Genomic DNA, 17,646 nt, shown 5'->3' with positions numbered 1-17,646 from the left:
AAGTCTTCACTTCGCTTCTTTCGCTACAATGGATACTGCCATACGGTTCCAATCGAAATGGCTGCGCAGCCGCGCATTCGCTTCATCCAGCGTAATATCCTCATAGACAGGCACGAGCTTAAACAAGTCCGCACCGCGGAACCGATAGCGTGTAAATTCGCCGGCTATTGCTTCAGGGGAGTTGAGCATGCGCAAATATCCGCCGATTTTTTTTCGCTTCGTCCGTTCAAATGTAGCCTGATCGAGACCGTTCGACTTCGCATTCTCAATCGCCTCACGCAGTCTGCGGATCAGTTCATCCGGATCCCGTGTTTCGCCGCCGACAACGGAGAACGCGTAGTCCTCGCTGCTGTTGAATTCATGGCCGAACGAATCGGAGATGAGATTATCATCATACAGCGCGTGATAGATCGGGGAGCTGGAGCCAAGCAGCGCTTCAAGCATCAACTTCGTCGTAAGTTCTGTACGAAGCAGCTCGTCGGGATTACTGGATCCGCGGTCCTCCTTGAAGCCGATCATGCACTTCGGCATTGATACAGGAAGCTCCATTGTTTTGCGCGGAGTCTTCACGGCTGCCGGTTCTGGATCGAAGAATCTGGAGATTTCCCCTTGAGGCTCAAAGTTCTTCGCGGCTTGATTCTCACGAACCAGCTTCATGACCGCTTCCGGTTCAACGCCGCCGACAACGAAGAGGAACATGTTCGACGGATGGTAGAACGTTTCGTAACAGCGGTATAACGTTTCTTTGTCGATTTTATAGATAGACTCGACTGTCCCCGCAATGTCAATATGAATCGGATGCTTATGGTACAGCGCATCGATCAAGCCGAAATAGACTCTCCAGTCGGCATTGTCCCGGTACATATTGATTTCTTGCTCAATGATGCCCTTCTCTTTCTCGACATTTTCATCGGTGAAGTATGGGTTCTGCACAAAATCGATCAGTGTCCGCAGGTTTGCATCGATTTGTTCCGTTGCCGAGAATAGATAGACAGTCCGGTCGAAGCTTGTGAATGCATTCGCTGACGCGCCTTGTGAGGCAAATGTCGCGAAAATATCGCCTGTCGGCTCCTCGAACATTTTGTGCTCCAGGAAGTGGGCAATGCCGTCAGGTACGGAAATCGGATCTTGATTGCCTACTGCGAAACGATTATCTATCGAGCCGTATTTGGTCGCAAACGTCGCATAGGTTTTGCTGAAGCCTTGCTTCGGCAAAACGACGACTTCGAGACCATTCGGCATGACTTCACGATACAGCGTCTCTTGAACGCCTGGGTAAGCTAACGTTTCCACCCTTTAGCCCTCCTTCCGATCACGCAAGAAATAGATCGTATCCAGCTCGGTCTTCTTCGCAATCGCCGCAATCTGCTCCGCCGTTACCGCTTGAATCTCCTCAAGCAGCTGCTGTGCCGAACGCTCCCGCTTCGACAGAATCGCGTTGAAATCGAAGCCGATCATTTCATTCGCGGAATCCTGCAGCTCGCGTAAGTGGTTCGCGATCATCGCTTTCGTCTGATTCATCTCGAGGTCACTGTACGAACCGCTGCGCATGCTCTCAAGCTGTTCTTGAATGATTGTCGTCGCTTTCTCGTAATTCGCGAATTCGATCCCCGATTGAATCGTGCAAATCCCTTTATGTCCGTCAAGTCTCGATGCCGCGTAATAGGCGAGACTCGCTTTCTCCCGCACGTTCAGGAACAGCTTCGAGTGCGGGTAGCCGCCGAGAATGCCGTTATACATCAGCGCTGCAGGATAATCGTCATCGCCGTAAGAGGTATTGATCCGTAGGCCCAGATTGAGCTTGCCTTGGGTCACGTCCATCCGCTCGATAACGTTGCGCACTTGAGGGACAATCTTGCGTACGACTGGGAGTGCATATTCCGCCGGTTGACCCTCATTATGATGGAACGCTTCGGCGACGAGCGCTTTCACTTCTTCCAGCGACGTATCGCCTACGACATAAAGGTCGAATGCGGCTTTGGACAGCCAATCACGGTATGCAGCCGTTATGGACTCCGGTGTGATGCCATCGATATCTTCAAGTTTGCCAAGCGGATGCAGGCGATAAGGTTCATCTTCGCACATCACCTCTAGACAACGCTCTGCCGCATATCGGATTTTGTCATTAATGATCGCTTCCAATCGCTTGCGCAACGTATCTTTCTCCGCCTCGACATATTTCGAACGCAAATTGCCGTTCTCTAATGTCGGTTCTGTCAATACTTCGCCTAGAAGCTTCAATGATTGTGCAAGCAGCGGCTGATTCGACGAGACAAACCGGTCATTAATGACATCCATCCGGAATTGCACAATTTGGGAGTCGCCGCGCTTATACACATCAAACCCAAAGCCCGCTCCGTACAGATCATCCAGCCGCTCGCGAAACTCGATCGTTTCCGGTGTGGATGCCGTACCTCTGCGCAGAATAAACGGAGTTAATGCCACCGAAGTAACGGTCTCTTCCTTTAATGGCACACCCGCGTATAAAGAAATCGAGAAGGTTTTAAAACGTTGTGTCGGCAGTACATGCAGACGAATTCGATTCAACTGACCGCGTTGAAATGGAGAGTTACTCACGTTTGTGTTTGTCCCCTTCCGCTCAAGTTTATAAAGTCAAGATATTCCAATTTCCTAGCTTCTATTCCATTCTACCCGATCGGAAATGGAAGAAGCAACCTGCGGTCAAATGCAGGCTGCTTCTGGATTTGCTACATGCAGAAAATATGTTTGCCGATTGTTTTCACCTGCGGACGCGACCAAATCCACTTCGAAGTCGCTGTCTCCGGATTGAAATAGTAGATACAGCCGCCGGTCGGATCCATACCGTTGATCGCATCCTGTACGGCCTTCTTCGCATTCTCATTCGGCGTCAGCCAAATTTGGCCGTCTGCTACAGCCGTGAATGCACCTGGTTGAAAAATAACGCCGGACACTGTGTTCGGGAAGCTCGGCGACTTCACCCGGTTCAGGATGACGGCTGCTACCGCAACCTGACCGATATAAGGCTCACCGCGCGATTCGCCGTACACGGCATTCGCCATCAGCTTCAAATCATTCGCGCTTAATCCCAGATTGTTCGACTTGCTAAGATCGGTGGAACCTGAGCTTGCAGGCGGCGGAGTCCCTGCACCGCTGCTGCCTGTGTTAACGCCGAGATCCTCGGCTGTCGGCTTCCAATTCTTCGTAGCCTCCCACAGCTTCACCTTCGTTTTGGCGCCAACGACACCGTCGGATTTCATGCCGAACTTCCACTGAAACCAGGTCACTGCATTTTTCGTCTTCGTTCCGAACACGCCATCCACTTTTCCATCGAAGAAGCCAAGCGCCTTCAGACGTCCTTGCAGCTCCCTCACATCACTGCCGGAAGAGCCAACCTTGAGGATTGCACTGCTGAACGTCTGGGTTGTCTTGCCGAAGGAAGCATGCTTAATCGTAAATGCGCCAAACAACAGAAGGACGATGACGATGGTCACCGTTATTAAACGATTTCTCATCACTAGTATCTGCCTTTCTCTTGCAAGTGGTTTCGCAAAGCAAGCGAAGCATATGGCTAGTATGAGAAATCAAGGGAATGATTATGCATGAATCTGGATCAGGAGCTAATCTTTCCTGTGTCGTACTGATCCAGCGACAGCAGCACTTCACGCGGCTTGCTGCCCTCGTAAGGACCGACAACACTGCGTGCTTCCATCTGATCGATAAGTCTTGCTGCACGAGTGTATCCAATCCGCATCCGCCGCTGCAGCAGCGACACGGACGCTTGCTTCGCTTCCAGAACGATCCGAACGGCTTGATCGTACAGTTCATCAAGAACTTCCTCGTTCTCGGTTACGCTATCGTCGATCTCCGGAACGAGATCTTCTTTATATTCCGCCTCAGCTTGACCGCGCGCGTAAGCAACGACAGCTTCAGCTTCCTGGTCGGATAGGAATGCACCTTGTACACGAATCGGCTTCGACATCCCTACCGGCAGGAACAGCATGTCTCCTCGACCAAGCAGCTTCTCAGCGCCGACCGAGTCGAGAATTGTACGCGAGTCCACCTGAGAAGATACGCCGAAAGCGATCCGCGATGGAATATTCGCTTTGATAACGCCCGTAATAACGTCGACCGAAGGACGCTGCGTCGCGATGATCAAGTGAATGCCTGATGCACGCGCCATCTGCGCGAGGCGGCAGATCGAATCCTCTACGTCATTCGCTGCGACCATCATCAGGTCGGCAAGCTCGTCCACGATTACGACGATATACGGAAGCACTGCGGCAGGATTATCTGCCATTAGTGTATTGTAGCCTTCAATGTTCCGCGTGGCTGACTTGGAGAAGAGCTCATACCGCTTCTCCATCTCGACGACGATCTTCTTCAGTGCAAGCGAAGCCCGTCTCGGATCGGTTACTACGGGAGCTAGTAGATGTGGTATCCCGTTGTACATATTGAGCTCGACCATCTTCGGATCGATCATAAGCAGCTTCACTTCATCCGGGCGCGCTTTGTACAAAATGCTCGTAATGATACCGTTGATACAAACCGACTTACCAGAGCCTGTCGCGCCTGCCACCAGCAAATGGGGCATCTTCGCCAAATTACCGACAATCGGTTGGCCGGAGATATCCCTACCGAACGCAATCGACAGCTTGGAGCTGGCGTTCTGGAATGAAGGCGTCTCCATCACTTCACGCATAGTGACGACGGATACCTCCGTGTTCGGTACCTCGATACCGATCGCAGACTTGCCTGGAATCGGTGCTTCCATCCGAATATCCTTCGCTGCCAATGCGAGCGCGATATCATCCGTAAGGCTGACGATCCGGCTTACTTTGACGCCTGTCGCAGGCTGTACCTCATAGCGCGTAACCGCCGGACCTCTTACGACATCAAGCACCTTGGCACGCACGCCGAAGCTCTCCAGCGTCGCTTCCAGCTTCCGACGCGACTCGATCGAATCCGCGGAATCGCCGGACTTCCCGCTTCCGCTCGGCTTCGTCAGCAGCGTTAGCGATGGAAGCACGTACGGTTTCTCGGATGGCGGCTTCACGATGCTGCCCGGGCGCTCCAGGCTATCGGCTTCATCCGGCGTTATAGCCGGGCTTGTCGGTATATTCGATACAGTCGGTTCGACATCGAAACCATCTTCCAGGTCGTCATTATCCTCCTCATCCATAAAAGGCGGCTCTTGCCCATCATCCGGCACATAATCACCGAGTACAGCAGCATCCTCATCTGTATCGGCAATTTTCTCCCATTCCGGTTCAGCAGCAGCTGACTGTGAACGTAGATGTGATTGCGCTCCAGCCCCAGCTCCCATTCGTGCCTCAGGCTCCTTAAACTGTTCAACCACACCAGCTTGCCAGCCATTCTCATCCTGATCGTCTTCATCATTATGCCACTGTGCTGAACGATTGCCGCCTTTCAACGCTGCAGAGGAATGGTCATCTTCCATCTGCCATTCTGTATCATGCGCATCGGCATTCGAAGCGTTCGGAACGTCATTGAACCACGAGAAGAAAGACGATCTGCGCTTTGGTTTCACTGCTTTTGGAAGCTGTTCGTAATCTTCGTCGTCATCATCATCAAGATCATCCGACATGACAACGCCGCCTGCAGCCGAAGCTCCCTTCGCACTTATAGCAGCCATCGGCTTGCGTCTAGCAGATATCTTCATCCAAAGTAAAGAAAACAATCGTCCGCCGCGCACACGAGCTGCACGCAACAGTTCCACGTAGGATTTGCCCGTCATGAGCATAATCGAGATTGCGAACATGACAATCATAATGAACTTTGCGCCAAAATAGCCAAATAGCCAGTAGAGCAGCGTGTACTCAATCGCACCTGTATAACCGCCGCTCATCGAAGGAACGGCTCCTTGGTCGCCTGACGGTGCACCTAATAGTGCGCCGCGCACGTCGCTTCCGAGCTGTGCAAGTATGTATGGAGCGGTTAGCCCGCCAGTCGGCTCGGTTTTCTGATCCATGACCGTAATGGAGCTCCACAGCGTGAATGCCAGAACGAACAGCAATATCCCTGTTTTTCGACTCGACCAGCCGGAAGGCCATGCTCGTTTCACCATCACAACAAGGCCCACATAAATGCCAACTAGTGCAAGGACAAAATAAAAATTGCCCAAAATGAGGCCAAACAGCTTGGTTAACGACCGACCTACCGTTGCCTCTCCTGAAAGTGCGATTACGGATACTGTGATCAGCAAAATACCGTACACTTCATATTTGAGGCTCGTCTTGATCGAGCTTTTACGTTTCTTCTTTTTCTTAGCCAAAAGCGTCACCTCTGGTCCTTATTATACCATAGGCGACCGACCATTTGTTCTACATTTATCCAATCTGTATCAATTGCTACGTTGTTGGCTGCCCGTACGGGATAAGAGTTCCTGGTGAAAGCTCCGGTCGCAAATAGGCATCAAGCGGCGCTTCAAGCAGTCTAACGATGCGTCCGACGCCTGGTGAGACAGCCTCAATCTGTAATGTCACATCGCCAACAATAAGGGAAACATAGGGTCCTGGCTCAGTGTTGATTCCATCGAACACAAGCTCAGGCGGCATGATCGAGTATATCGTCATTGCGTGAGTCCTCCTGGTACCGCAGCTTGCTTGCGCTCGTCAATAAACAGATTGAGATGCCGCAGTGCTTGGCCTATCCCTCCGACCTCGTCGATGAGACCATGCTTCACCGCATCGGTGCCAATGACAGTCGTTCCGATATCGCGAGTCAGCTCGCCGGTCTTGAACATAAGCTCCTTGAACTTTTCTTCGGTTATATTCGAGTGGGAGGTGACGAACCTTACGACGCGTTCCTGCATTTTGTCCAAATACTCAAACGTTTGCGGCACACCGATAACGAGTCCGTTCAATCGGATCGGGTGAATCGTCATGGTGGCACTCTCCGCGATAAAAGATTTGTTCCCCGCAACCGCAATCGGTACGCCGATCGAGTGACCGCCGCCAAGAACAAGCGTAACGGTCGGCTTCGTGAGCGACGAGATCATCTCCGCGATCGCAAGCCCCGCTTCCACATCGCCGCCAACCGTGTTGAGCACGATCATAATCCCTTCGATTTTCGAATTTTGCTCCGCTGCTACAAGCTGAGGGATCAAATGCTCATACTTCGTCGTTTTATTTTGCGGCGGCAGTACGAGATGCCCTTCCACTTGTCCAATAATCGTCATACAGAAAATATTCGATTCTGAAGATGACGGTGTCGATGTCTGCCCAAGCTGGTTGATTGCATCTACGACAGGATTCGCGCTTGGCGGCTTCCGATCACCTCCTGGCGGTTCTGGCTGTGGCTGCGGCTGCTCCGATATGTACTGATTCTCTTCGATCCACATCGCGTTTTCCTCCTCCTAATGATTGCTCAATATGCCTATGGTCGGCTCTGCATAGTATGGAATTTGCCCTCAGTTTTATTCAAGCCCCGCCTGCGCAAACGCAAAAACGGCCTTCTCTTCGAGGCGGCTAGTGAGCCTCTGGAGAAGACCGTTATGAATGAGTTGCTAATTTATACTTCCATAATGATTGGCAAAATCATTGGGCGACGGCGTGTTTGCTCATACAGGAAGCGGCCAAGCGCATCCTTCACGTTCGTCTTCAGCGAAGCCCACTCATTGACTTTGTCATTCATCAGCTTATGCAATGTCGAGGTTACGATGCGGTTCGCTTCTTCCAGCAATCCTTCGGACTCACGTACATAGACGAAGCCGCGGGAGATGATGTCTGGACCGGACAGAATTGCGCCGTCTTGCTTGCTCAGCGTGACAACGACTACAAGAATGCCGTCTTGCGAAAGCAGCTTACGATCGCGAAGAACGATATTACCAACATCGCCAACGCCAAGACCGTCGATCAAGACGTTGCCTGCTGGCACCTTGCTGCCTTTGCGTGCTTGTCCGCCTTGGAATTCAACTGTGTCGCCGTTATCAAGAACGAAGATGTTTTCGCGCTCGATACCAACTGCTTCACCAAGCAGTGCATGCTGACGCAGCATACGGTACTCGCCGTGAATTGGAATGAAGTACTTCGGTCTGATGAGGTTAAGCATCAGCTTCAACTCTTCTTGGCTGCCGTGACCGGATACGTGAACGCCGGATACGGAGCCTGGTCCATAGATAACGTTTGCGCCGAGACGGAACAGCTCGTCCACCGTACGGCCGACATAACGCTCGTTGCCTGGGATCGGCGTAGCCGCGATAATAACCGTGTCGCCTGGCAGGATGTCCACTTTTCGGTGCGTCGAACGCGCCATTCTTGTCAATGCGGACATTGGCTCGCCTTGGCTGCCTGTCGAGAGGACAGCAACGCGGTCTGCTGCCATTTTGTTTACTTCTTCCGGCTCGATGATCATGCCTTCTGGAATGTTCAGGTAGCCAAGCTCGGAAGCAACCGATACAACATTGACCATACTGCGGCCAACGACTGCGATCTTCCGCTTCGTAGCAATTGCTGCGTTTACGACTTGCTGAATCCGGTGAACGTTCGACGCGAAAGTCGCCACGATAACACGTTGTGTTGCTTTACGGAAAATATCTTCAAGCTCATGGCCAATCATGCTCTCCGAAGGCGTGAAGCCCGCGCGCTCTGCATTCGTGGAATCCGACAGAAGCGCAAGTACGCCGCGAGCACCGATGCCAGCCATGCGCTGCAAGTCTGCATATTGGTTGTTAACCGGCGTGTGGTCAAACTTAAAGTCGCCCGTATGTACGACCAAGCCTTCCGGTGTATCCAAGCATACGCCAACCGAATCTGGAATACTGTGGTTTGTCTTGAAGAAGGACGCGCGAATGGAGCCCAATTGGATCTCTGTATCCGCATTGATCAGGATGCGCTTCGTCTCGCCGAGCAAGCCCGCTTCCTTCAATTTGCCTTCAATCAGACCAAGTGTTAATTTCGTGCCGTAAATTGGCACATTCAAATGCTTCAGCACGTATGGCAAGCCGCCGATGTGGTCTTCGTGTCCGTGCGTAATCAGAATACCTCTTACTTTATCGCGATTCTCTGTCAAATACGTTATGTCAGGGATGACGATATCAATTCCGAGCATATCTTCTTCCGGAAACTTCAAACCTGCATCAACTACGACGATATCGTTTCCATACTGGATTACGTACATGTTTTTACCGATTTCGCCAACGCCGCCTAGTGCAAAGACAAGCAGCTTATCCTGGATGTTTTTCTTAGACAAGTGTATCCGTACCTCCTAATCGATTTACGAGACAAATCAAACCCAAGTTCCAGCCGATCGCTGCAACCCGAGGCAAGCTTGTCCGCATCATATAATTAATAATCATTGTCGCGCATGAAATCGCATCGTATCTTGAGACTCCCCCCGCAGGAGCAAGAACACATGCAATTAATAACTAGTGCTGTTGAACGCCGCCCTTGGCGTTACCCATTTTCAAAATTTTGCCGCACACCGTCACTTGCCTCCATTATACATGATTGAAAATACGAAAAACAAGTAACCGGTCACAACTAAAGTCCAAACAAAAAACCGATGCAAATGCACCGGTTTTTCGCGAATGCAGCAACTATGAATGAAAACACAAATTAGTTCAATATTTTGCGCAGCGCCGCAACTTCCGATTCCGTCGCGTCAACAAGCGGGAGGCGAACGCCGCCGACTGGCAGCCCCTTCTCCTTCAATGCCGCTTTCACGAGCACTGGATTCGGCAGATCGAACAAACCGCGGAAGATCGGCAGGGACTTCGCATGAAGCTTCTGCGCTTGCTGTACTTGGCCATCCAAGTAGCAAGTGATCATTTCGCGAATTTCTTTACCAATAATATGGCTCGCTACGCTGACAATACCGTGTGCGCCAACTGCAACAGCTGGCAATGCGCTGCTGTCGTCCCCGCTGTATACGCGGAAATCAGCAGGTGCATCTGTCGCGATCATCGTCACTTGCTCAAGCGATGCGCATTCTTTGGTCGCTACGATGTTCGGAATCTGTGCGATCCGAAGCGTCGTCTCGGCAGACATGCTGACGATTGTACGTCCCGGAACATTATACGCCATAATCGGCAGGTTGGTCGCTTCCGCAATGACTTTAAAATGCTGATAAATGCCTTCTTGCGTCGGTTTATTATAGTAAGGAACGACAATAAGTGCGCCATCGACGCCGCATTGTTCGGCAACTTTCGTCAAATGGATCGAATGCGCCGTCTCGTTGCTGCCGGAGCCAGCAATGATCTTGCTGCGGCCAGCCGCGTGTTTTACAGCGAACTTAAACAAAGCGATCTTCTCATCGTCGGTAAGCGTTGGAGACTCTCCAGTCGTACCGGATACGACGATACTGTCCGTTTGTTGTTCCTCAATCAGATAGTCCATTAACCGACCGGTTGTTTCCCAGTCAATCGACCCGTCAGCGTGGAACGGGGTAACCATTGCAGTAACTATTCTTCCGAAATCCATTATGACTCCTCCTATAAAATTACGAAAGCAAGTAAAGCAATCGTAAGCATCATCTTTGGCATCGTAAGCTTGCTGTACTATTACTCGTGCAATGAAAACTTGGCATGCAGCGCTTGAAGCGCGCTTGCCATGTAACTTTCGCTGACTAGCACCCAAATCGTGGTGTTGGAGTCTGCCGATTGCAAGATTGGAATGCCTTGCTCTGTCAACGCTTCAACGATCCGTGCCATAATGCCGGGAACACCGTTCATTCCCCCGCCAATGACTGAAATCTTGGCGCACCCGTTCACCGCTTTAGGCGAATAACCGATCTCACGCAGCACCGATACCGCTTTGTCTGCGTCGTGATCGAATACCGTGTAGACGGCACCGCCTGGATTTACATTAATAAAGTCAACGCTAATTTGATGACGTGCCATCGCTTGAAACACTTGCAGCTGCACGTCGGATGGGCCATCCTGGGCTTGCACCGTAATTTGGGTTACTCCGCTCACATGCGCGACGCCAGTAACGTGACGATCACGCACTGCAGTTCTCGCCGGATCGAACGTATCGGTGACAAGCGTTCCTTCTTCCTGAGAGAACGTCGAACGAACGCGAAGCGGAATGCGCGCCTGCTGCGCGATTTCGACTGCTCGCGGATGAATGACCTTCGCCCCTTGTCTAGCCATATTGCCAATCTCAGCGTAACTAATGACGGATAATGGACGAGCATCCTTCACGATCCGTGGATCGGCTGTTAGAATGCCGTTTACGTCTGTATAAATATCAACCCGCTCCGCATGCAGCGCAGCTCCCAGCGCCGTCGCCGACGTGTCGCTGCCGCCTCTGCCGAGCGTCGTCATTTCCCCTGCTTCTGTTACCCCTTGGAACCCGGTAACGATAACGACATTGCCGTCCTTCAGCGCCTTATGGATGGCGTCCGTACGGATCTCCAAGATGCGGGCGCGGCCGAATTGGCTGTCCGTAATAATGCCGGCGCCGCCTCCTGTAAGCGCAACCGCGGGAATGTTCGCCGCGCGGAGCAAGCTGCACATCACAGCGGCAGAGATGATCTCGCCGCATGCTTGCAGCATGTCTTGCTCTTTGGGCGGCAGTGAATCGCCATGTGCGCTAATGAGAGAGAGCAGCGTGTCCGTTGCATACGGATCGCCTTTTCTCCCCATTGCAGAGACGACAACGACTAGTCCAACCTGTCGTTGCCGCTCCCGCTGAATATGTCCGATGACGAGCTCTCTTGCCTCATTCGAAGACAGTGAAGTGCCTCCGAACTTTTGCACAAGGATTCGCATTGTCAAACCTCCGTATTCGATCGGATTTTACCGAATGAATCGCCGTCGGATGACAACCTGCTCTAGCTATGAACCTTTATTCCATCTCAATTGCGATATATTCTGCGATCTGTACTGCATTCCATGCTGCACCTTTAAGCAGATTATCGGAAACGATCCAAAGGTTGAGACCCCTTGCATGGCCCAAATCGCGGCGCACGCGTCCGACGAACACATCAGGTTTACCTGCTGCATCAATAGCAAGCGGGTACTGCTGATTAATCGGGTCGTCGACGAGCACAACGCCTGGCGCTTCTGCAATGAGCTTCTTCACATCTTCTAATTCATAATCATTCTTAAGCTCTACGTATACCGATTCCGAGTGACCGTAAACGACCGGGATTCGCACGCAAGTCGCTGTCACTTCAATGGAATCATCACCCAAAATCTTCTTCGTCTCGCGAACCATCTTCATTTCTTCGAGCGTGTAGCCATTATCCTGGAACTTATCAATTTGCGGGATCGCATTGAATGCAATTTGATGCTTCACAGGCAAGGAGCCAACGGGCAAAATGTCAGGTTTCACGACATCGCCATCAAGCGCTTCGCGAGTTTGGCGCAGCATCTCGTCGATTGCACGAGTACCGGCTCCGGAAACCGCTTGATACGTAGAAACGATGATACGGGAGATGCCATACCGATCCTGAAGCGGCTTAAGCGCTGCTACCATCTGGATCGTCGAGCAGTTCGGGTTCGCGATGATCCCGTTATGCTCAGAGACTTTATCGATATTGACTTCTGGTACGACAAGCGGAGTTTCGGGATCCATGCGGAACGCATTCGTGTTATCGATGCATACCGCCCCATGCCGGACAGCGTGGGGGGCAAGTGCCTTCGACACCTCGCCGCCCGCACTGAATAAGGCGATTTCGATCCCTTTGAAACTGTCTGGCGTAGCTTCTTCGACTGTATGCTCTTTACCTTTAAACATGATTTTTGTACCGGCCGAACGTGAGGAAGAAAGCAACTTTAGCTCATTGATCGGAAAGTTCCGTTTCTCGAGCAGGCCAATAACTTGTTCTCCTACTGCGCCTGTCGCCCCAACTACGGCGACGTTAAACAATTTCTGCGACACTGGCTGCTGTTTCCTCCTTAGAAATCTTATGTCAAGGATTGCTCCAATTGCATATGAATTCAAACAATTTCATCTAGCATAAGCGCGCACTTTGTTCTTTAGACGTTAAGTACGCTCTATAAGGAGTGGCTGCAGCTGCTTGCCTTGCAGCGCCGCTTCACAAGCTTCAGGAACGAGCTCCATCTTCGCGACAAGCGAGTTCGGCTTCTGAATCGGATTGTCTTGGCCAAATGGTACAAAATATACATTCTTCGTTACTAGTAATTTCGCAATATTCGCGGCATTCAAGCCCAGACCGTCATTCGTCGAGATTGCCAGCACGAGCGGACGCTGATTACGCATCTGCGATTTCGCTGCCATCAGAACCGGACCGTCTGTCATCGCGTTAGCAAGTTTGCTTGTTGTATTGCCTGTGCAAGGCGCTATAACAAGGACGTCGAGCAGCTTAGATGGCCCCAGGGGCTCCGCATCGACGATCGTGGATATAATTTCGTTGCCTGTAATCGACCTCAATTGACGCTGCCATTCCGCTGCTGTTCCGAAACGCGTATCTGTCGTGATGAGCGTCTGCGACACGATTGGTACGACATTCGCGCCTTCATCGACAAAACGCTGGATAACTGGCATTACTTCTGCAAACGTACAATGTGAACCGGAGAGCGCGTAGCCCACGGTTTTGCCTTGCCATTTCATTGCCCATTCCCCCGTTGCAAAGAATCTTCCATAATCAATCGACTTAAACAATCCGCGATGATACGTCCAGCGGTTTTAGGTGCGACGATGCCAGGTAGACCGGGGGCGAGCAAGGCTTTAATTCCACGCTTCTCAGCAAAGCGAAAATCCGTTCCGCCAGGCTTGGAAGCGAGGTCGATAATGACCACTCGCGATGGCAAATTTGCTATAATTTGCGCTGTGACTATCATAGTCGGAATTGTATTAAAAAGCAAGTCAATATTGCTTACATGATGTAACAGATCCTTGAGATAAAAGGGCTCGAAGCCCATCTCATATGCCCTTGCAAAATGCTCCTCGCGGCGTACGCCGACCTTCACTTTCGCCCCTAATCCTTGCAGTGTTCTTGCCAGCGTAAACCCGGTTCTGCCGATGCCGAGCACCATACATGAAGACCCATGAATCGTGATGTCCGTGTTCTGGATCGCCATCATGACGGCTCCTTCAGCTGTCGGAATCGAGTTATAAATCGCCACATCATCCCGGTCGAACAATTCCACGAGACGGATGCCATGCTTCGCGCATAAATTGCGCAAGTAAGGCTTCGCCATTCCTGTATACACGGTACAATGCTTCGGCAGCTTCGCCACATGGTCGTCGGCCAGCACAAGCTCCTTGTCGCTGAACACGGCCACGATCTTGCCGTCATCATCTGTACCAACCGCAGGCAGTACAAGCGCATCCGCACTTGTAAACAAATCATCGCTCATCTCAGCCCGGACCGCACCATCGAGTGAGGAATGCAGCTGATCAAAGCCGGCTACGGTAACGAGCGCGTCGAGCTCGGTCAGCTTCCGGATGACCTCCAGTCCCCGGGCGTCACCTCCGAGAAGTAAGACCTGAACTCCTGTCAGCATAGGGTATCACTTCCTTTCCACTGCTACCGTTTGGCGCAGACTTAAGCAGCGTCCCGGCCCACAGCGAGCTGCAGCCGATGGCGCTAGTAAGCGCACTGGCTTGATTGTCAGCATGCGCTCTTGGTTATAGACCATCTTATGCATGCGCCCAGAGCAGGGTGAAAGGAATTATGCGTTAAACCGTGATCGCTGCGCATGTTGAATGATCTTTCGGTCGCTGTTGTACTTGGATTCCATGAACAATCCACCAAGGTGGGAATCCAAGTACAAAGGCGAACGCTTTCGCTCCTCCAGATTCATTCAACCTGCTCCGCCTCTGGTTTAACGATAGGTAGAACAAAAAAAGCGGAACAGAGTGTAACCTCTGTTCCGCTTTCGTTTTCATAAAGACCTATTCATCTCATCATTGCTGCTTAAACGCCTGTATGACCAAAACCGCCTGCGCCGCGGACGGTATCCGGAAGTTCGTCGACTTCGATGATTTCAACCGCCGGGACGAGCTGGATCACCATCTGCGCGATGCGCTCGCCGCGTTCGATTACGAATGGCTCTTGCCCGTGATTGATGAGCAGCACCTTCACCTCGCCGCGATAATCGGCGTCGATGGTGCCTGGTGAATTTAAGCATGTGATGCCATGCTTGAATGCAAGCCCGCTCCGCGGGCGAATTTGTGCTTCCAATTCGCCCGGCATCGCCATGGAGAAGCCTGTCGGAATAAGCTGTCGCTCGCCAGGCTGCAATGTAACTGATTCGGTTACAGCTGCTTGCAGATCGAATCCGGCTGCAAGCTCTGACATTTTGCGTGGCAATTTCAAATCTTCGTTGCCAGGCAACCGCTTAAATGATACTTGAAACAAGTGAGTCCCTCCCGAGTGCTGCTGCTGCTTTATCGTTGCTGCCAACCATAGCGACTGCGAAAGGAACGGACAGCATTCTCTTCGTAACGGCTTGAATATCGCCCATCTGCACAGAATCGATACGCTCCAGCATTTCATCCAGCGTGTAATGACGGCCAAGCATCAGCTCGTTCTTGCCAAGGCGGTTCATCCGGCTGCTTGTGCTTTCCAAGCTAAGGATAAGGCTTCCCTTGAGCTGCTCCTTTCCGCGGTGAAGCTCAGCATCAGTCAAGCCTTTTACAGCTAGATCATGCATTTGTTCAAGCGTCAGATCAAGCACTTCTTTCGTCTGCTTCGGCGCCGTACCCGCATAAACCGTGAACAGGCCGCTGTCTGCATAGGAAGTATGGTACGAATAAACAGAGTAAGCAAGTCCCCGCTTCTCGCGGATTTCTTGGAACAATCTCGAGCTCATGCCTCCGCCGACAGCGTTGTTGAGCAGAATCATCGCATACAGCTGCGGATCAGCGATCGAACAGCCTGGGAAGGAGATACATATATGATTTTGTTCCGTTTTCTTCTTATGGAATAGGTACTGCCCGCTGAAAGTCGGTGTCGTCACTTCAATTTCGCTGCCAGTGTTGCGGAATGCCCCAAAATGTTTCTCCAGCAGCTCAATCAGCGAAGACTCTTCCACATTGCCCGCAACTGCGATCACTGTATTATCAATGCGGTAGTTGCTCTTCATGTAAGCACGAAGCGAATCGCCATCCATTGCGCTCAGGCGCTCTTCCAGACCAAGAATCGAGTAAGCAAGCGGATGATCGCCATAAGCAGCACGCGATGCCTCATCATGCACCTTATCATCCGGCGTATCCTCGTACATCGAAATTTCTTCGAGAATGACATTTTTTTCTTTTGCGAGTTCGCCAGCATCCATCTGTGAATTGAAGAACATGTCGGCAAGCGCATCCACTGCGATCGGCAAGTGCTGGTCAAGCACTTTGGCAAAATAACAAGTGTACTCTTTCGCAGTAAAAGCGTTTACGTTACCGCCGATGCCGTCAAACAGATCCGCAATATCCTTGGCGCTGTGACGCTCTGTTCCTTTGAACAGCATATGCTCGATGAAATGGGATACTCCGTTATTCTCCGGTGTTTCGTTGCGGGAACCGGTCTTTACCCAAATGCCGAACGAAACGGAGCGGCAAGTCGGGATATATTCCACAACAACGCGCAGTCCGTTGCTTAATTTATAAGTATTCAAGTGCAATTCCTCCTACACGTTTCTGCTGTCCACTTGATCGTTCGAGCAGTTGTTGTTTTTTGGTGCTGCCCAGAAGCAGAAATACAATGTCTCCACTATATCAAAATTATGGTGCTGCCTCAACTAAAGCGACTCTTTTGGAGGAAAGCGTCTCGCTAACCGTCCCGAGTCTCAATCCTCTCTGTTTGATCGCTGCAATAATGCCCTCGAGTGCGCTGCTTGAGGAGTCTGTCGGATGCATAAGGATTAGCGAGCCCGGCTCCACGCGCGACCGCACTTTACGGATGATGGAATAGGCTGGCGGATGCTTCCAATCAACCGTATCGAGCGTCCACAGAACCGTCTTCAATCCCTGCTCTGCCGCAACATCCACGGTCATCTGGTTGAAATCACCGGAAGGCGGCGCGAACCATTTGTTTTGCACATGTAAAGTGGATTGCAACAACGCTTCAGTCTTTGCAATTTGATTATATGCAGAACGACGGTCTAACTGACTCATATTTGGATGTGTATACGCGTGATTGGACATTTCGTGGCCATCCGCCTGTATAAGCTTGGCAATATCCGTATTCTTCTTCAGCCATGATCCGTCAAGAAAAAATGTCGCCTTCACATTCTCTTTCTTCAGCGTCGCGAGCATCGATGGGATGTACTCATTGCCCCATGCCACGTTAATCATCAGCGCGACCATCGGCTTGCTCGGGTTGCCCTTGTAGATCGGATGACGTCCGAGTGAATCCAGGCTTACCTTCGGTTCAATTTCCTTATACACATAGCGGATCGGTACATTTTCCGGTGCATTCTTCATGAGAAGATACGTCTTCTCCACATCAACCTCAAGGCCGTTATAGCCCGGAATGGCTTCCCATACCCGGTCTACCGTCGCGTCGATCGGCGCAACCCGCTTCTTCTGCGCTTCGGATTTAATCGTTTCGAGCAGTGACGTTTGTCCGGATGCTGAATCGAACGCCTCGATGTTCGAAGTGCTTCCACCATGCTTCATCGCCGCGACATATAAGGAAAGCGGCTCGTTGAACCGCACCGTAAACAGCAGCGCACACATGACGAGTGCCATCGCTAGTGTTTTTTTCAGCTTCATATGTTGTCCCACCTTTCTCCTACATCTT

General features: G+C 51.4%; 15 protein-coding genes. All 15 read right to left on the bottom strand.

Going from position 1 to position 17,646, the window contains the following annotated elements; all coding sequences use genetic code 11:
* Positions 1-6: 6 nt before the first annotated feature.
* Positions 7-1,293, bottom strand: a complete 1,287-nt coding sequence (yfmH, locus tag A8990_RS01325) for an EF-P 5-aminopentanol modification-associated protein YfmH (protein WP_116187203.1) — start codon at positions 1,291-1,293, stop codon at positions 7-9.
* Positions 1,294-1,296: 3 nt separating this feature from the next.
* The gene (yfmF, locus tag A8990_RS01320; RefSeq protein WP_116187202.1) at positions 1,297-2,577 is read right to left on the bottom strand and encodes an EF-P 5-aminopentanol modification-associated protein YfmF; all 1,281 of its coding nucleotides are present in this window, start codon (positions 2,575-2,577) and stop codon (positions 1,297-1,299) included.
* 131 nt (positions 2,578-2,708) lie between these two features.
* A complete protein-coding gene (gene sleB / locus A8990_RS01315) occupies positions 2,709-3,494 on the bottom strand; it encodes a spore cortex-lytic enzyme (RefSeq protein ID WP_116187201.1) in 786 nt (261 codons plus the stop codon).
* A gap of 98 nt (positions 3,495-3,592) precedes the next feature.
* The gene (locus A8990_RS01310; protein WP_116187200.1) at positions 3,593-6,274 is read right to left on the bottom strand and encodes an FtsK/SpoIIIE family DNA translocase; all 2,682 of its coding nucleotides are present in this window, start codon (positions 6,272-6,274) and stop codon (positions 3,593-3,595) included.
* Positions 6,275-6,350: 76 nt separating this feature from the next.
* Positions 6,351-6,575: a YlzJ-like family protein gene (locus tag A8990_RS01305; protein ID WP_116187199.1), complete on the bottom strand. Its 225-nt coding sequence runs from the start codon at positions 6,573-6,575 to the stop codon at positions 6,351-6,353.
* The gene (locus A8990_RS01300) at positions 6,572-7,342 is read right to left on the bottom strand and encodes a ClpP family protease (RefSeq protein ID WP_116187198.1); all 771 of its coding nucleotides are present in this window, start codon (positions 7,340-7,342) and stop codon (positions 6,572-6,574) included. Before A8990_RS01300 ends, A8990_RS01305 begins: the two co-directional genes overlap by 4 nt.
* A gap of 170 nt (positions 7,343-7,512) precedes the next feature.
* Positions 7,513-9,192 (bottom strand): ribonuclease J, encoded by a 1,680-nt coding sequence (locus A8990_RS01295; protein WP_116187197.1) that lies wholly within the window; start codon positions 9,190-9,192, stop codon positions 7,513-7,515.
* Between the two features lie 365 nt (positions 9,193-9,557).
* The gene (dapA, locus tag A8990_RS01290; protein ID WP_116187196.1) at positions 9,558-10,421 is read right to left on the bottom strand and encodes a 4-hydroxy-tetrahydrodipicolinate synthase; all 864 of its coding nucleotides are present in this window, start codon (positions 10,419-10,421) and stop codon (positions 9,558-9,560) included.
* 80 nt (positions 10,422-10,501) lie between these two features.
* Positions 10,502-11,713 (bottom strand): aspartate kinase, encoded by a 1,212-nt coding sequence (dapG, locus tag A8990_RS01285; protein ID WP_116187195.1) that lies wholly within the window; start codon positions 11,711-11,713, stop codon positions 10,502-10,504.
* 76 nt (positions 11,714-11,789) lie between these two features.
* Positions 11,790-12,827 carry an aspartate-semialdehyde dehydrogenase gene (locus A8990_RS01280; RefSeq protein ID WP_116187194.1) on the bottom strand — a complete coding sequence of 346 codons (1,038 nt, stop codon included), beginning with the start codon at positions 12,825-12,827 and terminating at the stop codon, positions 11,790-11,792.
* A 105-nt stretch (positions 12,828-12,932) separates the two neighbouring features.
* Positions 12,933-13,520, bottom strand: a complete 588-nt coding sequence (locus A8990_RS01275) for a dipicolinate synthase subunit B (protein WP_116187193.1) — start codon at positions 13,518-13,520, stop codon at positions 12,933-12,935.
* Complete coding sequence (gene dpsA / locus A8990_RS01270) at positions 13,517-14,416, bottom strand: dipicolinate synthase subunit DpsA (RefSeq protein ID WP_116187192.1); 900 nt, start codon at positions 14,414-14,416, stop codon at positions 13,517-13,519. Before dpsA ends, A8990_RS01275 begins: the two co-directional genes overlap by 4 nt.
* A gap of 413 nt (positions 14,417-14,829) precedes the next feature.
* Positions 14,830-15,273, bottom strand: a complete 444-nt coding sequence (gene dut / locus A8990_RS01265; protein WP_281272473.1) for a dUTP diphosphatase — start codon at positions 15,271-15,273, stop codon at positions 14,830-14,832.
* Positions 15,254-16,519, bottom strand: coding sequence for a M16 family metallopeptidase (locus A8990_RS01260; RefSeq protein ID WP_245995791.1), 1,266 nt, complete (start codon positions 16,517-16,519; stop codon positions 15,254-15,256). Before A8990_RS01260 ends, dut begins: the two co-directional genes overlap by 20 nt.
* Before the next feature lie 106 nt (positions 16,520-16,625).
* Positions 16,626-17,618 carry a polysaccharide deacetylase family protein gene (locus A8990_RS01255; RefSeq protein WP_116187190.1) on the bottom strand — a complete coding sequence of 331 codons (993 nt, stop codon included), beginning with the start codon at positions 17,616-17,618 and terminating at the stop codon, positions 16,626-16,628.
* Between the last annotated feature and the right edge of the window lie 28 nt (positions 17,619-17,646).

This window comes from Paenibacillus taihuensis (assembly GCF_003386535.1).
GTDB classification, from domain to species: domain Bacteria; phylum Bacillota; class Bacilli; order Paenibacillales; family Paenibacillaceae; genus Paenibacillus_Z; species Paenibacillus_Z taihuensis.
This window is presented reverse-complemented; position numbering and strand designations above follow the sequence as displayed.

What these genes read in the sequence shown, in the direction of transcription:
- sleB (WP_116187201.1), bottom strand. Translation starts at nt 3,494, where the DNA reads ATGAGAAATCGTTTAATAACGGTGACCATCGTCATCGTCCTTCTGTTG.
- dapG (WP_116187195.1), bottom strand. Translation starts at nt 11,713, where the DNA reads ATGCGAATCCTTGTGCAAAAGTTCGGAGGCACTTCACTGTCTTCGAAT.
- A8990_RS01275 (WP_116187193.1), bottom strand. Translation starts at nt 13,520, where the DNA reads ATGAAATGGCAAGGCAAAACCGTGGGCTACGCGCTCTCCGGTTCACAT.
- A8990_RS01300 (WP_116187198.1), bottom strand. Translation starts at nt 7,342, where the DNA reads ATGTGGATCGAAGAGAATCAGTACATATCGGAGCAGCCGCAGCCACAG.
- A8990_RS01255 (WP_116187190.1), bottom strand. Translation starts at nt 17,618, where the DNA reads ATGAAGCTGAAAAAAACACTAGCGATGGCACTCGTCATGTGTGCGCTG.
- dpsA (WP_116187192.1), bottom strand. Translation starts at nt 14,416, where the DNA reads ATGCTGACAGGAGTTCAGGTCTTACTTCTCGGAGGTGACGCCCGGGGA.
- A8990_RS01305 (WP_116187199.1), bottom strand. Translation starts at nt 6,575, where the DNA reads ATGACGATATACTCGATCATGCCGCCTGAGCTTGTGTTCGATGGAATC.
- dapA (WP_116187196.1), bottom strand. Translation starts at nt 10,421, where the DNA reads ATGGATTTCGGAAGAATAGTTACTGCAATGGTTACCCCGTTCCACGCT.